Origin of the sequence: Catenuloplanes japonicus, assembly GCF_000717135.1 — a bacterium.
Classification (GTDB): domain Bacteria; phylum Actinomycetota; class Actinomycetes; order Mycobacteriales; family Micromonosporaceae; genus Catenuloplanes; species Catenuloplanes japonicus.
In genome coordinates this window covers 98,821-117,267 of record NZ_JNXY01000022.1, presented here as the reverse complement: position 1 = coordinate 117,267, position 18,447 = coordinate 98,821, and the positions used below count along the sequence as shown (strand labels likewise).

Annotated in this window: 14 protein-coding genes; 8 read left to right on the top strand and 6 right to left on the bottom strand. The window is 72.3% G+C overall.

Annotated features, from left to right (window positions below; translation table 11 throughout):
- Window positions 1-57: 57 nt before the first annotated feature.
- Together OP04_RS28320 and OP04_RS28315 are read right to left on the bottom strand one after the other, a co-directional pair.
- Entirely contained in the window at window positions 58-741 is a 684-nt protein-coding gene (locus OP04_RS28320) for a polysaccharide deacetylase family protein (RefSeq protein ID WP_051799225.1), read from the bottom strand.
- 242 nt (window positions 742-983) lie between these two features.
- Window positions 984-2,696 (bottom strand): DEAD/DEAH box helicase, encoded by a 1,713-nt coding sequence (locus tag OP04_RS28315; RefSeq protein WP_033342905.1) that lies wholly within the window; start codon window positions 2,694-2,696, stop codon window positions 984-986.
- A gap of 372 nt (window positions 2,697-3,068) precedes the next feature.
- On the opposite strand from OP04_RS28315, the gene OP04_RS28310 reads away from it, so the two are divergent.
- Complete coding sequence (locus OP04_RS28310) at window positions 3,069-3,725, top strand: ferritin-like fold-containing protein (protein WP_051799223.1); 657 nt, start codon at window positions 3,069-3,071, stop codon at window positions 3,723-3,725.
- A gap of 53 nt (window positions 3,726-3,778) precedes the next feature.
- Here the strand turns inward: OP04_RS28310 and OP04_RS28305 are convergent, their stop codons facing one another.
- Together OP04_RS28305 and OP04_RS28300 are read right to left on the bottom strand one after the other, a co-directional pair.
- The gene (locus tag OP04_RS28305; RefSeq protein WP_033342903.1) at window positions 3,779-4,012 is read right to left on the bottom strand and encodes a DUF3107 domain-containing protein; all 234 of its coding nucleotides are present in this window, start codon (window positions 4,010-4,012) and stop codon (window positions 3,779-3,781) included.
- A 108-nt stretch (window positions 4,013-4,120) separates the two neighbouring features.
- A complete protein-coding gene (locus OP04_RS28300; RefSeq protein WP_033342902.1) occupies window positions 4,121-4,762 on the bottom strand; it encodes a TetR/AcrR family transcriptional regulator in 642 nt (213 codons plus the stop codon).
- A 326-nt stretch (window positions 4,763-5,088) separates the two neighbouring features.
- Here OP04_RS28300 and OP04_RS50185 point away from each other — a divergent pair, with 326 nt between their 5' ends.
- The 5 genes from OP04_RS50185 (at window position 5,089) to OP04_RS28275 (ending at window position 11,997) form a co-directional block, all read left to right on the top strand.
- Window positions 5,089-7,503 carry a hypothetical protein gene (locus OP04_RS50185; RefSeq protein ID WP_198154005.1) on the top strand — a complete coding sequence of 805 codons (2,415 nt, stop codon included), beginning with the start codon at window positions 5,089-5,091 and terminating at the stop codon, window positions 7,501-7,503.
- Between the two features lie 49 nt (window positions 7,504-7,552).
- Entirely contained in the window at window positions 7,553-8,512 is a 960-nt protein-coding gene (locus tag OP04_RS28290; RefSeq protein WP_033342901.1) for an alpha/beta fold hydrolase, read from the top strand.
- A 414-nt stretch (window positions 8,513-8,926) separates the two neighbouring features.
- On the top strand, window positions 8,927-9,766 hold the full coding sequence (locus tag OP04_RS28285) for a DUF3152 domain-containing protein (RefSeq protein WP_232323767.1): 840 nt from the start codon (window positions 8,927-8,929) through the stop codon (window positions 9,764-9,766).
- Window positions 9,767-9,874: 108 nt separating this feature from the next.
- A complete protein-coding gene (gene moeZ, locus OP04_RS28280; RefSeq protein ID WP_033342899.1) occupies window positions 9,875-11,035 on the top strand; it encodes an adenylyltransferase/sulfurtransferase MoeZ in 1,161 nt (386 codons plus the stop codon).
- A gap of 143 nt (window positions 11,036-11,178) precedes the next feature.
- The gene (locus OP04_RS28275) at window positions 11,179-11,997 is read left to right on the top strand and encodes a prenyltransferase/squalene oxidase repeat-containing protein (protein WP_033342951.1); all 819 of its coding nucleotides are present in this window, start codon (window positions 11,179-11,181) and stop codon (window positions 11,995-11,997) included.
- A 1,805-nt stretch (window positions 11,998-13,802) separates the two neighbouring features.
- Here the strand turns inward: OP04_RS28275 and OP04_RS28270 are convergent.
- Window positions 13,803-15,218 carry a gamma-glutamyltransferase gene (locus OP04_RS28270; RefSeq protein ID WP_232323766.1) on the bottom strand — a complete coding sequence of 472 codons (1,416 nt, stop codon included), beginning with the start codon at window positions 15,216-15,218 and terminating at the stop codon, window positions 13,803-13,805.
- Window positions 15,219-15,277: 59 nt separating this feature from the next.
- Between OP04_RS28270 and OP04_RS28265 the strand changes: the two genes are divergently transcribed.
- Window positions 15,278-16,633, top strand: a complete 1,356-nt coding sequence (locus OP04_RS28265) for an MFS transporter (RefSeq protein WP_051799219.1) — start codon at window positions 15,278-15,280, stop codon at window positions 16,631-16,633.
- Here the strand turns inward: OP04_RS28265 and OP04_RS28260 are convergent.
- The gene (locus OP04_RS28260) at window positions 16,581-16,889 is read right to left on the bottom strand and encodes an MGMT family protein (protein WP_033342898.1); all 309 of its coding nucleotides are present in this window, start codon (window positions 16,887-16,889) and stop codon (window positions 16,581-16,583) included. The genes OP04_RS28265 and OP04_RS28260 overlap by 53 nt on opposite strands.
- Window positions 16,890-16,950: 61 nt before the next feature.
- Here OP04_RS28260 and proB point away from each other — a divergent pair, with 61 nt between their 5' ends.
- Window positions 16,951-18,051, top strand: a complete 1,101-nt coding sequence (gene proB / locus OP04_RS28255; protein ID WP_033342897.1) for a glutamate 5-kinase — start codon at window positions 16,951-16,953, stop codon at window positions 18,049-18,051.
- The last annotated feature ends 396 nt before the right edge of the window (window positions 18,052-18,447 follow it).

Genomic DNA, 18,447 nt, shown 5'->3' with positions numbered 1-18,447 from the left:
GAGCCGCCCTTCCCGCGAATTGCAGCGCGCGGGGAGGGCGGCTCTTCGTCTTCCGAATCACCAGGACACGGCACGCGCGTAACTGTGGTTCCGCTCCTGGTACTCGCCGGTGATCTCGATCCGGCCCGGTTCCAGCCCCCGGGCGCGCAGCCCGCTGATCAGTTCCGGCAGCATCCGCTGCGTCTCCCGCTGCGCGCAGTGCAGCAGCACGATGTCGCCGTCCCGCACCGCGCCGAGGATCGCGGCGCCGATCGCGGCCGCGGCCTGACCGGCGCTGTCCTCCGGGTTGAAGGCCCACAGCACGGGCTCCATGCCGTACTCCCGGAACAGCGTCACCACGTCCGCGTTCGCGCTGCCGAACGGCGGCCGCCCGATGGTCGGCACGGCCCCGGTGTACCGGGTGATCGCCGCCTGGGTCCGCCCCAGCTCCACGGCCGCGTCCTTGAGCGGGACCGCGGACAGGTCCGGATGGCTGTAACTGTGGTTGCCGATCGCGTGCCCGGCCAGCGCGGCCCGGCTCGCAAAGCGCCAGTCCGCCTCCACGCCGCCGCCCACGAAGAAGAACGTGGCCCGCGCCTGGGCTTCGGCCAGGATGCTGAGCACCACCCCGGTCCCCGCGCTCGGCCCGTCGTCGAAGGTGAGCGCGACGTGCCCGCGGATCGCCGGACGCGCGGTCGCCGTGGCGAGCGCTCCCGGACGTACCGCGGGCACGAAGCCGTTGGCGGTGAGGGTGAGCCCCATCGCCTGCCGATCCATCGGTACACCCGCCCTTCACCGTCCGTGGCGCACGCGAGAATTCCGTTTCTCGCGAGTGCGAAGCCGTCCGTGGCTCGCAGGAACACGAATTCGGCGGGACGCCCCCGGCCCTGAGGCAAAAACCAGATCACAACCCAGGCCACGGGGGTACGCCGTGCGCGCGGCCGGGCACGAGGAAGGGCGGACCCCCGTACCCGGGGAATCCGCCCTTGACCTTGTCGTCGAGGTCAGTCGTCGGTGCTGTCGCCGCCGCCGTCGCCGCCCTCGGCACCGTCGCCCGTGCCACGGCCACCGCGACCGCCACGGCGACGACGACGCCGCTTGGGCCCGTCCGCCGCCTCGGCGAGGCCGCTGCCGTCGCCGTCATCGTCCCGGGCCTGCGTCGGCTCCGCCGTGATCTCCGTGGTCACCACGTCACCGGTGCCGGCCTCACCGGCACGGCGGCGACGGCGCCGCGGCTTGACCACGGTGTCGTCGTCGACCGCGGCCGGAGCAGTGGTGGCCGGAGCGTCGTCGCCGACGGCCGGCTCGGTGCGCCGGGTCCGCTTCCGGGTGCGCGGCGTGCGCTGCGCCGGGGCCGCGGCCCGGTCGGCGCCACGGCTGTCGCCACGACGCCCGCCGGTGCGCCGGGGACGGCCGCCCAGGTCCTCCTCCACCTCGGCGGAGAGCCCGGCCCGGGTGCGGTCCGCGGACGGGAGCGCCGCGGCCACGTCGGTCGGGATGTCCAGGTCGGTGAAGAGGTAGGGCGAGGTGTGGTAGGTCTCCGGAGGCTCCCGCATGTCCAGCCCGATCGACTTGTCGATCAGGTGCCAGCGCGGCATGTCCTCCCAGTCCACGAACGTGACCGCGACGCCGGTGGCGCCGGCCCGGCCGGTGCGGCCGATGCGGTGCGTGTACGTGTCCGGGTCCTCGGGACAGTCGTAGTTGATCACGTGGGTGACGCCGGAGACGTCCAGACCACGGGCCGCGACGTCGGTGGCGACCAGCACGTCGATCTTGCCGGCCCGGAACGCGCGCAGCGCCCGCTCGCGCGCGCCCTGCCCGAGGTCGCCGTGGACCGCCGCGACCGCGAAGCCGCGGAAGTCGAGATCCTCGGAGAGCCGGTCCGCGGCCCGCTTGGTCCGCGTGAAGATCATGGTCAGACCGCGACCGCGCGCCTGCAGGATGCGGGCCACCATCTCGATCTTGTTCATCGGATGCGTCCGGTACGCCACCTGGAGCGTCTGCGGCGACGGGCCGGTCTCCACGGTGTGACCCGCGTGCACGGTCACCGGGTGCCGCAGGAAGCGGCGGGCCAGCGTGACGATCGGGTCCGGCATGGTGGCGGAGAACAGCATGGTCTGCCGGTCCTCCGGCAGCATGGCGAGGATCTTCTCCACGTCGTCCAGGAAGCCGAGGTCGAGCATGCGGTCGGCCTCGTCCAGCACCAGCGCGCGGACCCGGTCGAGACGCAGCTTCTTCTGCTTCGCCAGGTCCATCAGACGGCCGGGCGTGCCGACCAGGATCTCGACGCCGGCCTTCAACGCGTCCGTCTGCTGCTCGTAGGCGACGCCGCCGTAGATCGGCAGCACCCGCACGCCGCGGCCCTTGCCGGCCAGCGCGAGGTCCTTCGCGACCTGGAGGCCGAGCTCACGGGTCGGGACCACGACCAGCGCCTGCGGCACGCCGTCGCCGCCCTCGGCCGGCGCGAACACCCGGTCGACGAGCGGCAGGCCGAACGCGAACGTCTTGCCGGTGCCGGTGGGGGCCTGGCCGATCATGTCGGAGCCGCGCAGCGCGATGGGCAGCGCATATTCCTGGATGGCGAAGGCGCGCTCGATGCCGGCGGCGGCCAGCGCGGCGACGGTCTCGTCGCGGACGCCGAGCTCGGCGAAGGTGGGCTTGTCGTTGATGACGGGTGCTCGGGTGGGAGCGTTCTCCTGCTCGTCGATGTCGCTCATAAAGTTTTGGGGGTGCCCTCTCGTGGTGCGCCCCGCTTCGTTCGAGGGCGCGTGTGGGTGAGGCGCGGGCCGCGCGCGGTCGTCGAGAAGACGGCCGCGGGCCCGCACGCCGTCGCAGGGCTTGGGTCCATCGGCGAACGTCGGTCTGATGCGTCGCACAGCTTTGAAGCCGCACTGCTCAACGTTTCGCTATGAAATCGATACCTGCGCCTGATCTGCAGCCAGCATACCCGACCAGCATGAACGGCACCTCAGGTGGAATATCTCGATTCGGGAGGGGTGCTCGGAAGTGGCGTGCGTCACAGTGCGGTTTTGTCATGCTGGTCACGGCCGTTCGCTGCCGCGCGCGATCAGGAGCGGTAGCCTGCGCTCGTGTCCGGAGACGATTCACGACCGCAAGATCTTCACGCGCCCGTGGTGGAGCTGCTCGGCCTGGTGGCGTTCGGCGAGATGCTCGCGTTCGAGCGGATGGCCCGTGACGCCGCGCTCGCACCCGACCTGCGACGACGCGCCATGCTGGGCGAGCTGGCCGCGGTGGAGGTGGACGGGTACCGCCGGGTCGCGGCCCGGCTCGCCGAACTCGGCGTGGACCCGCAGGACGCGATGGCGCCGTACGTGGGACCGGTCGAGGAGTACCACGACGCCACCGAGCCGAAGGACTGGCTGGAGGCGCTGACCAAGGTCTACGTCGGCGACCGGATCGCGGACGACTTCCTGGCCGAGGTGGCGGCGCTGCTCGACGCGCCCGACGGCGACCTGGTCCGGCGCGTGCTGCACGACAGCCGGTACGCCTCGTTCGCCGAGGCGGAGCTGCGGGACGCGATCGCGGAGGACCCGAAGGTGGCGAACCGGCTCTCCATGTGGGCGCGACGCCTGGTCGGCGAGACGCTCTCGCACGCGCAGCGCGTGGCCGCCGAGCGGGCACCGCTGACCGCGCTGGTCGTGGCCGACAACGGCGTGCAGAAGCTCTTCCAGCGGCTCACCACCGCGCACGCGGCCCGGATGAACGCGCTCGACCTGAACAACTGAGCCGCCGGCCCCCCTGTGCGGGGAGCCGGCGGCTCAGCTGGGAAAAATGTGACTCAGCGGGCGGTGAAGCCGGTGAAGCCGACCGAACGCTGGGTGGCCTCTGCGATCTCCACGTAGGCGACCTTCGTCACCGGGACAATGACCTTGCGGCCCTTCTCGTCGGTGAGGGTCAGGACGCCGTCGCCGTTGATCGCCTCGGTCACGACCTTTTCGACCTCGTCCGGCGTCTGTCCGCTCTCCAGCACGAGCTCGCGCGGCGCGTACTGGACGCCGATCTTGACCTCCACGGGTCCTCCTCATGGGACGAAGATGTTCCGTTTCGAAGGCTAGCCGATCCGGAGGCCGGATCGGCAGCTCAACCGCCGTGCTCGCGCAGAGCTGAATTTGTGCCGGCGCTACGGCGTGGGGTCTCCCTGCAGCGGGAAGCTCGCGATGCCGCGCCAGAGCAGCGTGGTCAGCAGCGACTCGGCATCGGTCTTCGGCACCTGGCGGCCGTTGGCCAGCCAGAACTGCGCGGCGGTCTCCGCGGCGCCGACCAGGCCGGACGCGAGCAGCTCCGCGTTGGCCCGGTTCACGCCGGTGTCCGAGATGATGGTGTCGGTCAGCGCCGCGATGCAGCCCTTCTCGACCCGGTCCACCCGCTCCCGCACGGCCGGCTCGTTGCGCAGGTCCGACGCGAAGACCAGGCGGAACGCCTCGCTCTCGTGGTCGACGAAGTCGAAGTACGCGGTCACGGCGCCCCGGACCCGCTCCTTGTTGTCCGGCGTCGCGCGCATGGCGGCCTGGACCTTGGCGACGATCGCCTCGCAGTGCGTGTCGAGCAGTGCGAGATAGAGCTCGAGCTTGCCCGGGAAGTGCTGATAGAGCACCGGCTTGGAGACCCCGGCCCGTTCCGCGATGTCGTCCATCGCGGCCGAGTGGTAACCCTGCGCGACGAAGACCTCCTGCGCGGCGGCGAGCAACTGCTTGCGGCGCGCGGAGCGCGGCAGACGCGTCGGCCGTCCCGCCGTTTGGGCGCCCCCCGACGCTGCGGTCATCGCATTACCTCCTCGCTGGCGAGCGGACATTCGCGCCGCTCGCGCCATGGGCTCAAGTATCCGGCGCGACGTGTGCCATACCACCGTCACCCGCCCGGTCGCCGAATTAGCCCGACGTGACAACTTATCGCTGCTGTCAGCACACGGTAGCCTCAGCGGGGGCGACGGAGGAGCGCACGGTGGACGAATCGAGGGAAGCGGACGACGCCACGCCGGGTGAAAACCTTAACGGTGCGGTTCCGCGTGACGACCGCGCCCGGCCGAACGGCTGGGCGCCGGTCGATTCCGCATGGTCGAATGCGGGTCCCTCCCTCGAGCCGGAGCCGATGCCGCCGGCCTGGCGTCAGTCGAGGGACCGGGATGCGGCCGCGTGGATAGATCCGCAGGCCCGTTACGCGGACCTGATGGCGCAGCTGTCCCCGTCCCCGCAGGCCACGAACGGCCGTAATCAGCGTCGGCCGGTCAACGGCCATGATCACGAGGAGCACCCGGTAGAGCCGCAATCTCCGCTGCCAGCCGCTCAGGTGCCGGCCAGCGCGCCCCCGTACCCGTACGAAGGTGACCTGGAGGACGCGGGCCTGCTTCCGCGCTCGTCCTACCCGGGAGATGCCGAGTCCGAGATCACACCCCGGGGTGACCTTCGTGACTCCCGGCACTCGGCGGGTGACACCGGTTGGGGGTACGCCGAGGATCCGGACGGTGCCGACCGGTTCGGTGGCCCGCGCCCGATCGGCAATCAGCGCTCCGTGACCCCGCGGCCGGTCAGCGGCCCGCGCGTGGTCGAGCCGCTGCGCCCGGTCGGCTCGCGCCAGCCCGAGCCGGTGCGTGAGGAGCCGCGCTTCGGCCGCCGGGGCGACAGCCCGACCGGCGGCCTGCGCGCGATCGACGGCGGTCTGTCCCGCGAGGGCCGCGAGCAGCCCCGGGCCGAGCCGGCCGACACCGAGGTCAACGGCCCGCGCCTGATCGACACCCCGGAGGGCCTGCCGCTGCGCCAGGGCCGGGAGAAGGGCGAGTCCGGCGGTCGTCTGCTGGAGGGCATGCGCCGCCGCTCGCCGGAGTTCGGCCGCGGCTTCGGCCGCGACCGTGCGGACACGCCGGAGGTGCCCGCCGCCCCCGAGCCGCCGGCGGACGAGCCGGTCCGTCCGGGCCGCCTGGCCTACGAGCCGCGCCGGTCCAGCGAGGGCCGCGACCAGGCCGACGAGCTGCCGCCGCGCCGGTCCGCCCGCCCGGAGGAGTCCGGCGGGGAGCCGATCGCGCCGCCGGCCGCCGCGCCGCGCTCGGCCGGTCGCCGTGAGTTCCGGCCGCTGGAGGCGGACAACCGCCACGAGCAGCCGCCTGGCTTCCCGTCCGTGCCCGACCCCTTGGACGAGCCCACGTTCCGTCAGCAGCCGTCGTACTCCGGCGGTTATCCGGCGTACCCGCCGCCGCCCGGCCTGCTGCCCCCGGGCCGCGACGAGTTCGACGACTTCCGCCGCGCGCCGGAGCCACGCCCCGAGCCCGAGCCCCGCCGGGGTTCCGGCGTGCTGCCGAAGCGGGTCCCGTCCGACGACGTGCCGCTGATACCCGCGGCCCCGGTCGCCGGTCCGCCGGCCGCCGAGGTGCCGGACCTGGCCCGGATCCGCGAGGGCCTGCGCCGCGAGGACTCGCCGCCGGAGCAGCGCCCGGACGGGTTCGACGTGGACGCGATCCAGCTCGCCGTGCGCGAGGTCGCCGGCGTGCGGCACGCGACCGTGCACATCACCGAGAGCGGCGCGCACAAGCTGCGGCTCGACCTGACGGACGGCGCCGACCCGGCCGAGGTCTCCCGCATGGTGGCCCGCCTGCTGCAGGAGCGGATGGGTCTGGCCGCGTCCTCGCACGAGGGCCTGATCGGCGCGGAGGCGCTGACCCCGGCCTCGGTCACGCCGATCCGGCCGGGCGTCGAGACCGCGCCGCCGGTGACCGAGCAGCCGTCCCGCCCGCAGACCCGCAGCGGCGTCAGCTACCTGCCCCGGCCCGGCGTCGCGCCGAAACCGGAGCCGTCCGCCGCGTCCGCGCACGTGCCGATCCAGCCGGGCGTGCGTCCCGGCCAGTCCGTGTCGTCCGCCCCGCCGGCGCCGGTGTCGTCCGCGCCGCCCGCGGTGCTGCCGACCGTGCCCGCGGTGCCGTCCCTGCCCGCGCCGCCCGCGCCCGGTGACGAGCCGCGCCGCCGCCGTCCGCAGCCACCCGCCGAGACCCTGCCGGTCGCGCCCGCGGCCGACGAGTCCGGCGACCCGGCGAGCACCGGCTACCTCCCGGGCCAGCCGACCGCCGCGGTGGTCGGCCCGCCCGCGCTCGACCCGGGCGGCCGTCCCGGCCCGCGCGTGCTGATAGAGCACGTGCAGACGCGCACGTTCGGCCTGGACGTCACGGTCGAGGTGGAGCTGGCCGTGGGCGAGCAGGTCGCCACCGGCGTCGCCACCGGCCCGGCCGTCGACGGTTACGTGCTGCGCCTCTGCTCGGTCGCGGCCGCGTCCGCCGTCGACGAGCTGCTGCGCTCCGACGAGAAGGGCGAGGAGCCCGGCCGCTGCTATGTGGAGCACGCGGCCGTGGTCCCGTTCGGCACCACCGAGGTCGCGGTGGTCGTGCTGCTGCTGGCCTGCGACGGCTGGGTGGAGCAGCTCAGTGGCTCGGCCGTGGTGGGAAGCGACCGCCGGCAGGCCGTCGTGCGTGCCACGCTCGCGGCCGTCAACCGGCGGCTGGAAGGTCTGCTGCCCTCCTGATGATCGATCTGCCCGCACATCGGCCTGGTGTGCGGGCAGACTGCTGTTCATGAAGGCTGCGTTGCTCGCGGACGAGTCCGCGCTGTCCCGCACGGAACCCCCACCACCCTGGCCCGCCCGGCAGATTCGCCTGGGCGGGCGGTCCGTGCAGGTCAGGGCCACGCCCGGCACGTCGGGCCGCGCCGAGCCCGCGCTCTACGTCCACGGCCTCGGCGGCTCGGCGCAGAACTTCACGGATCTGGCCGGCCTGCTCGCCGACCGGCTCGACGGCCTGGCGCTGGACCTGCCCGGCTTCGGCTACAGCGACCCGGCGCCGCGCTACTCGATCACCGCGCTCGCCGACCTGCTGATCCGGCTGATCGCGGAGACCGGCCGCGGCCCGGTGCACCTGATCGGCAACTCGCTCGGCGGCGTCATCTCGGTGCGGGCCGCCGCGCTCCGGCCGGACCTGGTCCGCACACTGACGCTGATCACGCCCGCGATGCCGTTCCTGGACCCGCGCCGCACGCTGCAGGCGCCGGTCGTGCCGTTCCTGGCACTGCCCAGGGCGGACCTGCTGGCCGCGCGCCGGTTCGCCCGGCTGCGGCCGACCGCGATGGCCCGGCACATCCTGCGCACCTGCTACGGCGACCCGAACCGGATGTCGGAGCAGCGCTGGCTGGAGGCGGTGGCCGAGTCGGAGCTGCGCTTCTCCCCGCACTACGCCAGCGCGTGGGTGGGCACGATGCGCGGGCTGGTCTCCAGTTTCGTCCGGGCCTACCTGCCGGGCGCGAACTCGCTCTGGCGGCTGGCCCGCGCGATCACCGTGCCCACGCTGGTGATCGGCGGCGACCGGGACCGGCTGGTGGACACACGGGTCCCGGCGCAGGTGGCGCGGGCCATCCCGGACGCCCGGCTGCTGATGCTGGAGGGCGTCGGGCACGTGCCGATGATGGAGATGCCGGAGACCTGCGCTCGCGCGATTCTGGGGCTGATGGACGAGGCGTCCGTGGCCTCTCGGGCGGGTTAAGCCGTTTTACGCCGTTTTTGGTGGCAATCTGGATAGGCAATGGCTACTCCGGGTAACCGAACGTCCGCCCGCGACCGCACCTTCGAGGAGAGGGCGGCCGCCGCTGCCGCCATCCGGCGTGTCCGCCTCGACCCGGAGGAACGCCGTCGCGAACGGCGGGAGAACTTCGGGCTACCGGGCGCGCCGATGTCCCGCGCCCTGGCCGCGACGCGTGCCGAGGGAAAATCGGCCCGTGTCGAGGGCAGATCGGCCCGCGGCGAGAGCGGGTCGGCCCGTGCGGAGGCCGGATCCAGGACGCGCCGGGGGAGCGACGCCGGTTCGGCGCGGATGGCCGGTCCTGTCCGACCGCCCCGCCCGGTGTCACCTCCACCCGAGCCGATCCACCGGATGCGGCGCCGCCGACGGCGTACCGGCGTGATCGCTCTTCTGCTCTCCGCAGCCGCTCTGGTCGGAGTGGACCTGGTCAGGGGCGCGGACTATCGCCCGGTCAGCGCGCCGGGCGTGGAATCCGCCGCGGTCGTCTCTCACGAGCCCCCCACCAGATCGGCGGAAGGCCGCCACCGTGCCGGCCCGGCACCGGCGCAGACGCCTCCGGCCCCGGTGCCCACGACCGCGGCCCCGGCCCCGCCCCCGCCCGGCGGCGAAGCGGCGCCGGCACCGGCCACCCCGGAGGCGACCAGCACCTTCGCCACTCAGGGCAGCGGCCGCTTCGCCTACGCCGCCGGCCCCGGACCGATCCTCGGCCGCGCCGGCACGCTGCGGCGTTTCCACGTGGTCACCGAGGCGGGCGCCGGGGTGGGCGCGGACCCGTTCGCGGCCGAGGTGGACCGGATCCTCGGGGATCAGCGCAGCTGGATCGCGTCCGGCCAGGTGCGCCTGCAGCGGGTGGCGCAGGGGCAGGGCGCGGAGTTCACCGTCTACCTGGCGACGCCGAAGACGTCGGAGCGAATGTGCGCGGAGGGCGGCCTCGCCACCTCCGGTTACACCTCCTGCCGACTGGTCGGCAAGGTCATCATCAACGTTGCACGCTGGCAGACCGCGATCCCGGACTACGGCGCGCCGCTGTCCGCGTACCGGGCCTACGCCATCAACCATGAGGTCGGCCACCAGTTCGGACACGGGCACGAGGCCTGTCCCGGCGCCGGATCGCCCGCGCCCGTGATGCAGCAGCAGACGTACGGCCTCCGTGGATGCCTCGCCAACGCGTGGCCCTACCTCACCGGACGCCGTTACGAGGGCAAGGCCGTCGAGTGAATCTATTCCCCGTCCCGCAGTGCGGGCGCGTGTCGCTACTCATGGCAGCGTCGCGGACACGCGCGCAACAATGGCCTCTGCAAACCCAATCGATCCGGGGAGTCAATCGTGGCCCTACCCCCGCTCGTCGAGCCCGCCGCCGAGCTCACCGTTGACGAGATCCGTCGCTATTCGCGCCACCTGATCATCCCGGACGTCGGGGTGGAGGGGCAGAAGCGCCTCAAGAACGCCAGGGTGCTGTGTGTGGGGGCCGGCGGCCTCGGTTCTCCCGCGCTGATGTATCTCGCGGCGGCCGGCGTCGGCACGCTCGGCATCGTCGACTTCGACACGGTGGACGAGTCCAACCTGCAGCGTCAGATCATCCACGGCCAGTCCGACATCGGAAAGCCGAAGGCGGAGTCCGCGGCCGCGTCCGTGCGCGAGATCAACCCGTACGTGAAGGTTCAGATCCACAACACGTCGCTGGACAACGACAACGTGTTCGAGATCTTCGGGCAGTACGACCTGATCGTCGACGGCACCGACAACTTCGCCACGCGCTACCTGGTGAACGACGCCTGCGTGCTGCTCGGCAAGCCGTACGTGTGGGGCTCGATCTACCGCTTCGACGGCCAGGTCAGCGTGTTCTGGGACCAGTACGGACCGAACTACCGCGACCTCTACCCGGAGCCCCCGCCGCCCGGCATGGTCCCGTCCTGCGCCGAGGGCGGCGTGCTCGGCGTGCTGTGCGCGTCGATCGGCGCCGTGCAGGTCACCGAGGCGATCAAGCTGATCACCGGCATCGGCGACTCGCTGCTCGGCCGCCTGATGGTCTACGACGCGCTGGAGATGTCGTACCGCACCATCAAGATTCGCAAGGACCCGAACGCGGAGCCGATCACCGGCCTCATCGACTACGACGACTTCTGCGGCGCGGTCTCCGAGGAGGCGCAGGAGGCGACGCTGGGCTCGACCATCACGGTCCACGAGCTCAAGGAGTGGCAGGACGCCGGCAAGGACTTCTTCCTGGTCGACGTGCGCGAGCCCGCGGAGTACGAGATCGTTCGCATCCCCGGCTCCACGCTCATCCCCAAGGGCGACATCCTGAACGGCGAGGCGCTCGCGACGCTGCCGCAGGACAAGCAGATCGTGCTGCACTGCAAGTCCGGTGTGCGCTCGGCCGAGGCGCTGGCCGCGCTCAAGGCGGCCGGGTTCAAGGACGCGGTCCACGTGCAGGGCGGCGTGGTCTCCTGGGTCAAGAACATCGACCCGTCGCTGCCGGAGTACTAGGCCCTTCCGAAATGCCCGCTTCCTCCCGGAGGCGGGCATTTTGCTTTTCCAAAAGCAGAGATCCCCCTCACGGATGGTCGTCCCTGGCTGACTCGACGAGAGCGAATTCCCCACACCGGCGGTAGCCTTGCGCGGTGGTCGACATGGATGCGGCGATAGGTTTCGTGGTCGCCCGGGGTGATCAAGTGGATCGAGCCCGGCTCTCCTACCTGCGCACCGGTGCACCCGCACCCGAGGACGCGATCGCCCGCACCGAGATGGGGCAGGCACCCGAGGGCGGCTGGCCCGCCACCTGGGGCGGCGAGGTCGCGTCGATCGACGCCACCTGCTTCCGCCTCGCCGAGCTCGACGACCTGGGCGCACTCGGCCGCCCCGCCGCCCACAAGGCACTCGACTGGCTTGCCGGTCGCCAGCGCCCGGACGGCACCTGGGAGGAGGACGCCTCCTACGCCCAGGACGCGCCACCCTGGGCCCGGCCCGGCGACCCGGAGGCGCGGCTGTACCTGACCGCGCTCGCGTCGTACTGGCTGATCATCGGCGGCGGGCAGGACTCCGTGCGGTCCGGCCACTTCGACCCCCGCCACGGCGGGGTCTACGCCGGGGTCGCACGGTCCGCCGCCCAGGCGATCGCCGGCGCGCTGCGCCCGGACGGCTCCTGGCCGTCCTTCCTGATCGCCGGCTGGCTAGGAGCCGCGGTTCTGTACCGGCAGGACATGTTCTACGAATCGGCGCGCATGCAACTGGTGCTGGCGGACCGGCTGCCCAAGCTCAGCGCCGGGGACACTGCCTCGCTGGCGGCGACGCTGCGCCGCGCGGGAGTGCCGGACGACGATGCGCTTCCGCAGGCAGCGCGTGCACGTCTGGCGGAGACCCAGCGCACGGACGGCGGCTGGCCCAGCGATGACGGGGATGCGTTCGACGTGCACACGACGCTGCTGGCGTTACGGGCGGCGCGGCCCTGACGTTGTGGTGCTCTCGGCCGGGGCCTCAGTGAAGATCAAAATCTGGATATTCCCGCTTCCGGCGTGGTCCGGCAGCGTTGCTCCCGCGGGCACCGGTCGTCGCTGGCGCTCCTCCCTGCCGGTTTCGCGGTGGCGCCGGAGAAAACCGGACGGTGGTGGGCGGGCCATTTTATGAACCGGCGGCGATGGGCCGTGGTCTGGGCGCCTGGAGTCCGTCTGCGGCCTGTCCGGTTGGTCGTGATCTGCCGTGCGGCGGTAACCCGCGGCTCGGCCACGATCAGAGTGGTCCGGGCGCTCCGGGCCCGAAATTTCATGCTTTACTGACCTTTCGCCGTCAGGGGTCGGCTCAGCGCGATCGCGTGCACGCTCCGCAGGGTCCAGGCCGCGCCCGAAATTTCATGAAATAGCTGGCCGAGGTCGGTGGTCCGTGCCGCTCGTGCGGTGGGTAAAAGATCGTTGTTGCGCTCACTGCTCTTTTAACCCGCCGGAAAGAGCAGTGAGCGCAACAACGATCTCTGCCCGTCCCTCCCTGTCGACGATATGCCGAAATTTCGGGTGCAATGCGCTCGGAGGCGGCCTGCGCCGGGCCCGGCGGCCGCCCCCGGGTCGTGATTGGCCGTTCTCATAGCTGACCGGCGCTGTCGAGGTCGTGAGATGGCCGGGCCCGCCGCCGCTATGTCATGAAATTTCGGGCGCAGAGCACCCCGCGGCCAGCCTGGATCCGGCACCGCGTCGACGCCCGGCCGGAAAGGATCATTCGGTGCCGCAAAAACCAGATCAACTCGGGCTGTTGACCTGGTTTTTGCGGCGCCCAATGATCCTTTAGCTATGGCGGTCGCCTGGGCAGGGTGCCGGTTCGGCAGTAGGCGTCTGTGGCGGCACCTTTACTGAGTCCATCTGGCACCCTTGTATGACGCCTCGCGGGCGTGAAAGTCTTTCGGCCTTGGTCCGCGGCGGTGCCTATCTCCGGTCAGCTTCCGGCGTCAGAGCGAGGATGCAGCGGGCCTTTAGGACGCTATTTCACGAAATTTCGGGCACAGAGTGCCCGCTTGATCACGGCGGGTCCGAACCTCTACGCCGAAAGAGTCAGTAACGGTCTGGTCGGCCTGGCTGCGGCTCTTGCCTCCGGCGGGAGCCTCCGACACCGGTGCAGCGGAAAGGCAACGTCAACTGCGATGCCCAAGATCCCGGGTGGCTGGGTTTGCGTGCGGCCTGTCCGCCCCGTATGCCATCGACCCGGGGCAAGCCGAGCAGATCATCGGCAGGGCCGCCGGCTTTGGTCTGTCGTGCGGCGGCTGGCCGGTTCTCGCGTTTGGGTGGGCCTTTCCGCTGCCCGGTGGCGGGTCCGTGGCTGGTCGGTCTTTGATGGTTGCGCCGGGCGGCTGCTGCCGGTCGGCGTCGTGGTCGGGTTCAGGCGTGAGCCGCGCTGTTTGCTGCCGGTTGTGCTGGTGGCGGCCCTGCCGATGATCTGCACCCCTGCGGGCGGGTCGACGGCATACGGGGCAGCCAGGCGGTCACCTCTGTGGCTGCTTGCGCATAAGAGGCAAAGAGCCGCCGGAAGCGCGGGTCAAGATCCTTGCGTCTCCGGTGGCCCTTTCCCGGCCCGTGAAAGAGCCACCGGAGACGCAAGGATCTTGGGTCCCGGATGTCGGAATGGTGCGGAGGCTGCGCGTCCGAACCCCGCAGGTTAGGTCGGGTGTCGCCACTTCCTTCCGCCCTCGGGGCGCCGCCGCTTCTTGAGCTCGCTACGCATGTCCACTAATAGTGGATATTTCCGTTCAAAGCATGCCCAGGGTGGACTGCGGTCAGAGCAGTGCGGCACCGCCGCCTCGGCGGGGGTCGGCGGCGACGCCGGAACGGCCGACCGCGGAGACGCCGCCGAAGTAGTGGCTGGTGTGGTCCCAGCGGTTCACCGCGAAACCGGCGGCGGTCAGGGCCTCCAACTCGTCCTCGGGTACGCCGTCTTCCGCGTGCACGTCGTCGCCGACCAGGTGGAAGCGGGGGCGCGCGATCGCGGCGGGCATGTCCAGGTTGTCGATCAGGGTGGCGATCAGCGTGTGGACGAGCGCGGTCCGGATGCGGCTCGCGCCGGCGGAACCGGCGGCCAGGACCAGGGAGTGGTCGGGGTCCAGCACGACCAGCGGGCACATCATCGATGACACGCGGCGGCCGGGGGCGAGGTCGTCCGTGATCAGTTCGGTTTCGCCGAGCATGGAGTTGAGGTTGACGCCGAGGCCGGGGAGCCAGACGCCGGCGCTGAGGCCGAGGGTGGTGGTGATGACGCAGGCGTTGCCGTGGGCGTCGACGGCGGAGACGTTCGTGGTGTCGCCGAGGCGCTGGGCGTGGGGGTCGGCGAGCGTGCGGGCCACGGCCACGGCGCGCGCGGGGCGGGGCATCGTGGCCAGCGTGGGCGGGAGTGCGGCGATCGTGGTGATCAGGGCGTTGAGGTCGTGGCGGGCCAGGACCCGGTGGCCGGCCAGCGTGGCCTCGGCGAGCGGGAGTTCGATCACCCGGTAGGCGGCGAGGTCGGCGGGTCCGAGCGTGCCGCCGGTGGCGCGGACCGCGTCGACCGTCATTTTGCCGAACCGTCCGGTGTAGAACACGGACGGGCCTTCCTCGGCGAGGCCGGCCATCGCGTTCTCCAGGCCGGGGTGGAACAGGCGCTCGCCGCCGGTCAGGTAGCGGCCCTGTGTCCGGTAGACCACGTCGCCGTCGCCGTAGGCCAGTGCGGGGCCGACACCGCCGAGCGTGCGCGCGTGCTCGGCGGGCAGCACCACGCCGGTGCGTGCGAGCAGCATCGCGGGCTCGACCACGCGCTCCCACGGCAGTGCGCCCCAGCGCCGGTGGACCTCGCCGCAGCCGGCGGGTACGCCGGGGACGGCCACGCTGGCGCCGCCGATCGAGTACGTCACCGGCACCTCGCCGAACGCGACCTCTATCGGCACCATCTCGCCGGCCGTGACGTCGCCGTCCAGGCCGGGGGCCGCGCAGAAGAAGTCCAGGCAGGTCACCTCGCGGGTGGCGGCGTCGTAATAGACGGCGAAGCCGCCACCGCCCAGCCCGGTGAAGATGCTCTCCGATGCGGCGCTCGCCAGCACCGCGGCGACGGCGGCGTCCGCGGCGGTGCCTCCGGCGGCGAGCGCGCGCAGCCCGGCCTCGGCGGTGGCGGGGTGCCCGGCGGCGACTCCGGGCGGAATGGTGGTGCGTTGCGTAGTCGTCACCGGCGGCAGCGTAAACCGCTCTATCCGAGATCGGGTGGTGATGGTTAACATCCGCCCACATGAGGCAGGCAACGGATGGTCCATTACCCCGCAGGGTGCACGCGGGTTATGCGCTGGGGTCGCTGGCGACCGGCGCGTTCGGCACCGTTCCCGGCCTGCTGCTTCTGCCGTACCTGACGAACACGCTGGGCGTGGCCGCGGGTCTGGCGGGCCTGCTGGTGCTGTTGCCCAAGGCGTGGGACGTGCTGATCAACCCGCTGGCCGGGCGGATCTCGGATCGCACCGTGTCGCGGTGGGGGGCGCGCCGGCCGTACCTCCTGATCGCGGGTCTGGGGGTGGCTCTGCTCTTCGCGTCGATCTTCGCCGCGCCGTTCCCGGAAGGGAACGGCGCCTACACCGCGGTGGCGTTCCTGGCGACCGCGACCGCGTACGCGTTCTTCCAGGTCCCCTACGTGGCGATGCCGGCCGAGCTGACCGAGGACCACGCGGAGCGGACCCGGCTGATGACCTGGCGGATCGCGGTGCTGGCGCTGGCCATCCTGGTCTCCGGCGCGGTCGCGCCGCTGGTGGTGTCCGCGACCGGCGGCGGCATTCCCGGGCATCGCTGGATGGGCGTGTTCGTCGGCGCGCTGATCGTGGCCGGCGCGGTCGGCGCGTTCCTCGGCACCGCGGGCGCGCCCACCGGGCACGTGCGGGAGAGCGAGCCGAGCCTGCGCGCACAGCTGCGCGTGGCCACCGCGAACCGGCCGTTCCTGCTGCTCCTGATCTGTTTCGTGGTGCAGGCCGCGGGCATCGCCACGGTGCTGGCCGGCGTCAACTACTTCGCGGACCAGATCCTGGAACGCCCGGACGACGGGCCCACGCTGCTGTTCGCCTGCTTCGTCGGCCCGGCGCTGCTGGTGATGCCGATCTGGCGGCGGGTGGGCGCCCGGGTCGGCAAGCCGCGCGCGTTCGTCGTCGCATCGCTGCTGTTCGCGGCCGGGGCGCTGGCGCTGGTCGCGGCGCCGGTACTGCCGCCGGTCGTGGTCTACCTGATCGTGGCCGTGATCGGCGTCGGGTACGCGGGCGAGCAGGTCTTCGCGATGGCGCTGCTGCCGGACTGCATCGCGGACGACGAGGCGCGCACCGGCCGGCGTCAGGCGGGCGTGTTCACCGGCCTCTGGACCGCCGGCGAGACGCTCGGCCTCGCGCTCGGACCGGGCGTGTTCGCGCTGGTCCTGCAGCTGTTCGGGTACGTCTCGTCGGACACCGGCCACGCCGCCGCGCAGACCGATTCCGCGAAGCTGGGCGTGCTGCTCGGCTTCACCGTGCTGCCCGCCGCGATCGTGGCGCTCCCGCTGCTGCTGATGCGCGGCTGGCAGCTCAGTCCGGCGGATTCCACGCGAACTCCCGGAGCGGCACCCGCTCTCCCGTGAAGATCAGCCCCTCGGCCGCGAGCGATTCCCGGGCGCGCTGCTCGTGGCCGGGTGGGAGCCGCCCGACGCTGTTCACCACGCGGTACCACGGGACCGCGCCGCCGTGCCGCGCCATGATCGTGCCGACCAGCCGGGCGGACGCGCGCCCGGACCGGTCGTAGAGCGCGTCCGCGATCGCGCCGTACGACATCACCCGGCCCGGCGGGATCCGCTCGACCAGGCTGAGCACGGCCTCGACGTACTCCTCCGGTGTCATGGCACGCCACGATATGGGATCTGGGACGGGCCCGGCGAGTGAGGGCGCGCAGAATGGTCGGGTGCGTGAAGCGGTAACCGGAGCGAAGCGGATCGTGGTCAAGGTCGGCTCCTCCTCACTGACCACCGCCGCCGGCGGGATCGACGGGGAGCGGGTGTCGTCGCTGGTCGACGCGCTGGCCAAGCTGATCGAGGACGGCCGCGAGGTGGTGCTCGTCTCGTCCGGCGCGATCGCGGCCGGGCTCGCGCCGCTCGGCCTGCGCCGGCGACCGCGTGACCTGGCCACCCAGCAGGCGGCCGCGAGCGTGGGCCAGGGCCTGCTGATCGGGCACTACGCGACCAGCTTCGCCCGGTTCGGCCGCACGGTCGGCCAGGTGCTGCTCACCGCGGACGACGTGACCCGCCGCGTCCACTACCGGAACGCGTACCGGACGCTCCGCAAACTCCTGGACCTGCACGCCGTCCCGATCGTGAACGAGAACGACACCGTCGCCACGGACGAGATCCGCTTCGGCGACAACGACCGCCTGGCCGCGCTGGTCGCCGCGCTCGTCGAGGCCGACCTGCTGGTCCTGCTCTCCGACGTGGACGCGCTCTACACCGGCGACCCCGCCAACCCCGAGTCACGCCGCATCGACGAGGTGCGCGGCGAGGAGGACCTGGCCGGCGTCACGATCGGCAAGGCCGGCAAGGCGGGGGTGGGCACCGGCGGCATGGTCACCAAGGTCGAGGCCGCCCGCATCGCCACCGGCGCCGGCATCCCCGTCGTGCTCACCGCCGCCCCGCTGGCCGCCCAGGCGCTGGCCGGCGAGCCGATCGGCACGCTCTTCCACCGCGACCTGCACAAACCCGCCGCCCGCCTGCATTGGCTGGCGCACGCGACCGCCCCTCGCGGCCGCCTCCACCTGGACCCCGGCGCCGTCCAGGCCATCGTGGTCCGCCGCAAGTCCCTGCTCCCGGCCGGCATCACCGCCGTCGACGGCTCCTTCGCCGCCGGCGACCCCGTCGACCTCATCGACGCCACCTCCGGCGTCTCCGTGGCCCGCGGCCTCTGCAACTACGACGCCGTCGAACTCCCCGACCTCCTCGGCCGCTCCACCCGATCCCTCGGCCCTTCCCACCAGCGCGAGGTCGTCCACCGCGACGACCTGGTGCTCCTCTAGGCCATGCCCGAAGACCAAGATCAAGATCCAGTTCATTTTCCCGCTTCCGGCGTGGTCCGGCAGCGCTGCTCCCGCGGGCACCGGTCGTCGCTGGCGCTCCTCCCTGCCGGTTCCGCGCGGGGCCGGAAAACCCGCCCGACCGCTAAATACCGAAATTTTGGGCACAAAGTGCCCGCGCACATCGCACCGCACCGCATCCACCAGCGCTGCGCCGCTCGTGTGGAAGCAGCCGCTTACCCCGGCCCGACAGGGTTTGCCGGACCACGACGGGACCGGCTCCTCGCGTCGTGCGGAGCGCCGGCGGAGCCCGACGCGAGGTTTGCCCGCGGGAGCAGCGCCGCCGGACCACGCCGGAAGTGGGCAAGCAAGGTTTTGATCTGGGTTGTCGCCTCTTGG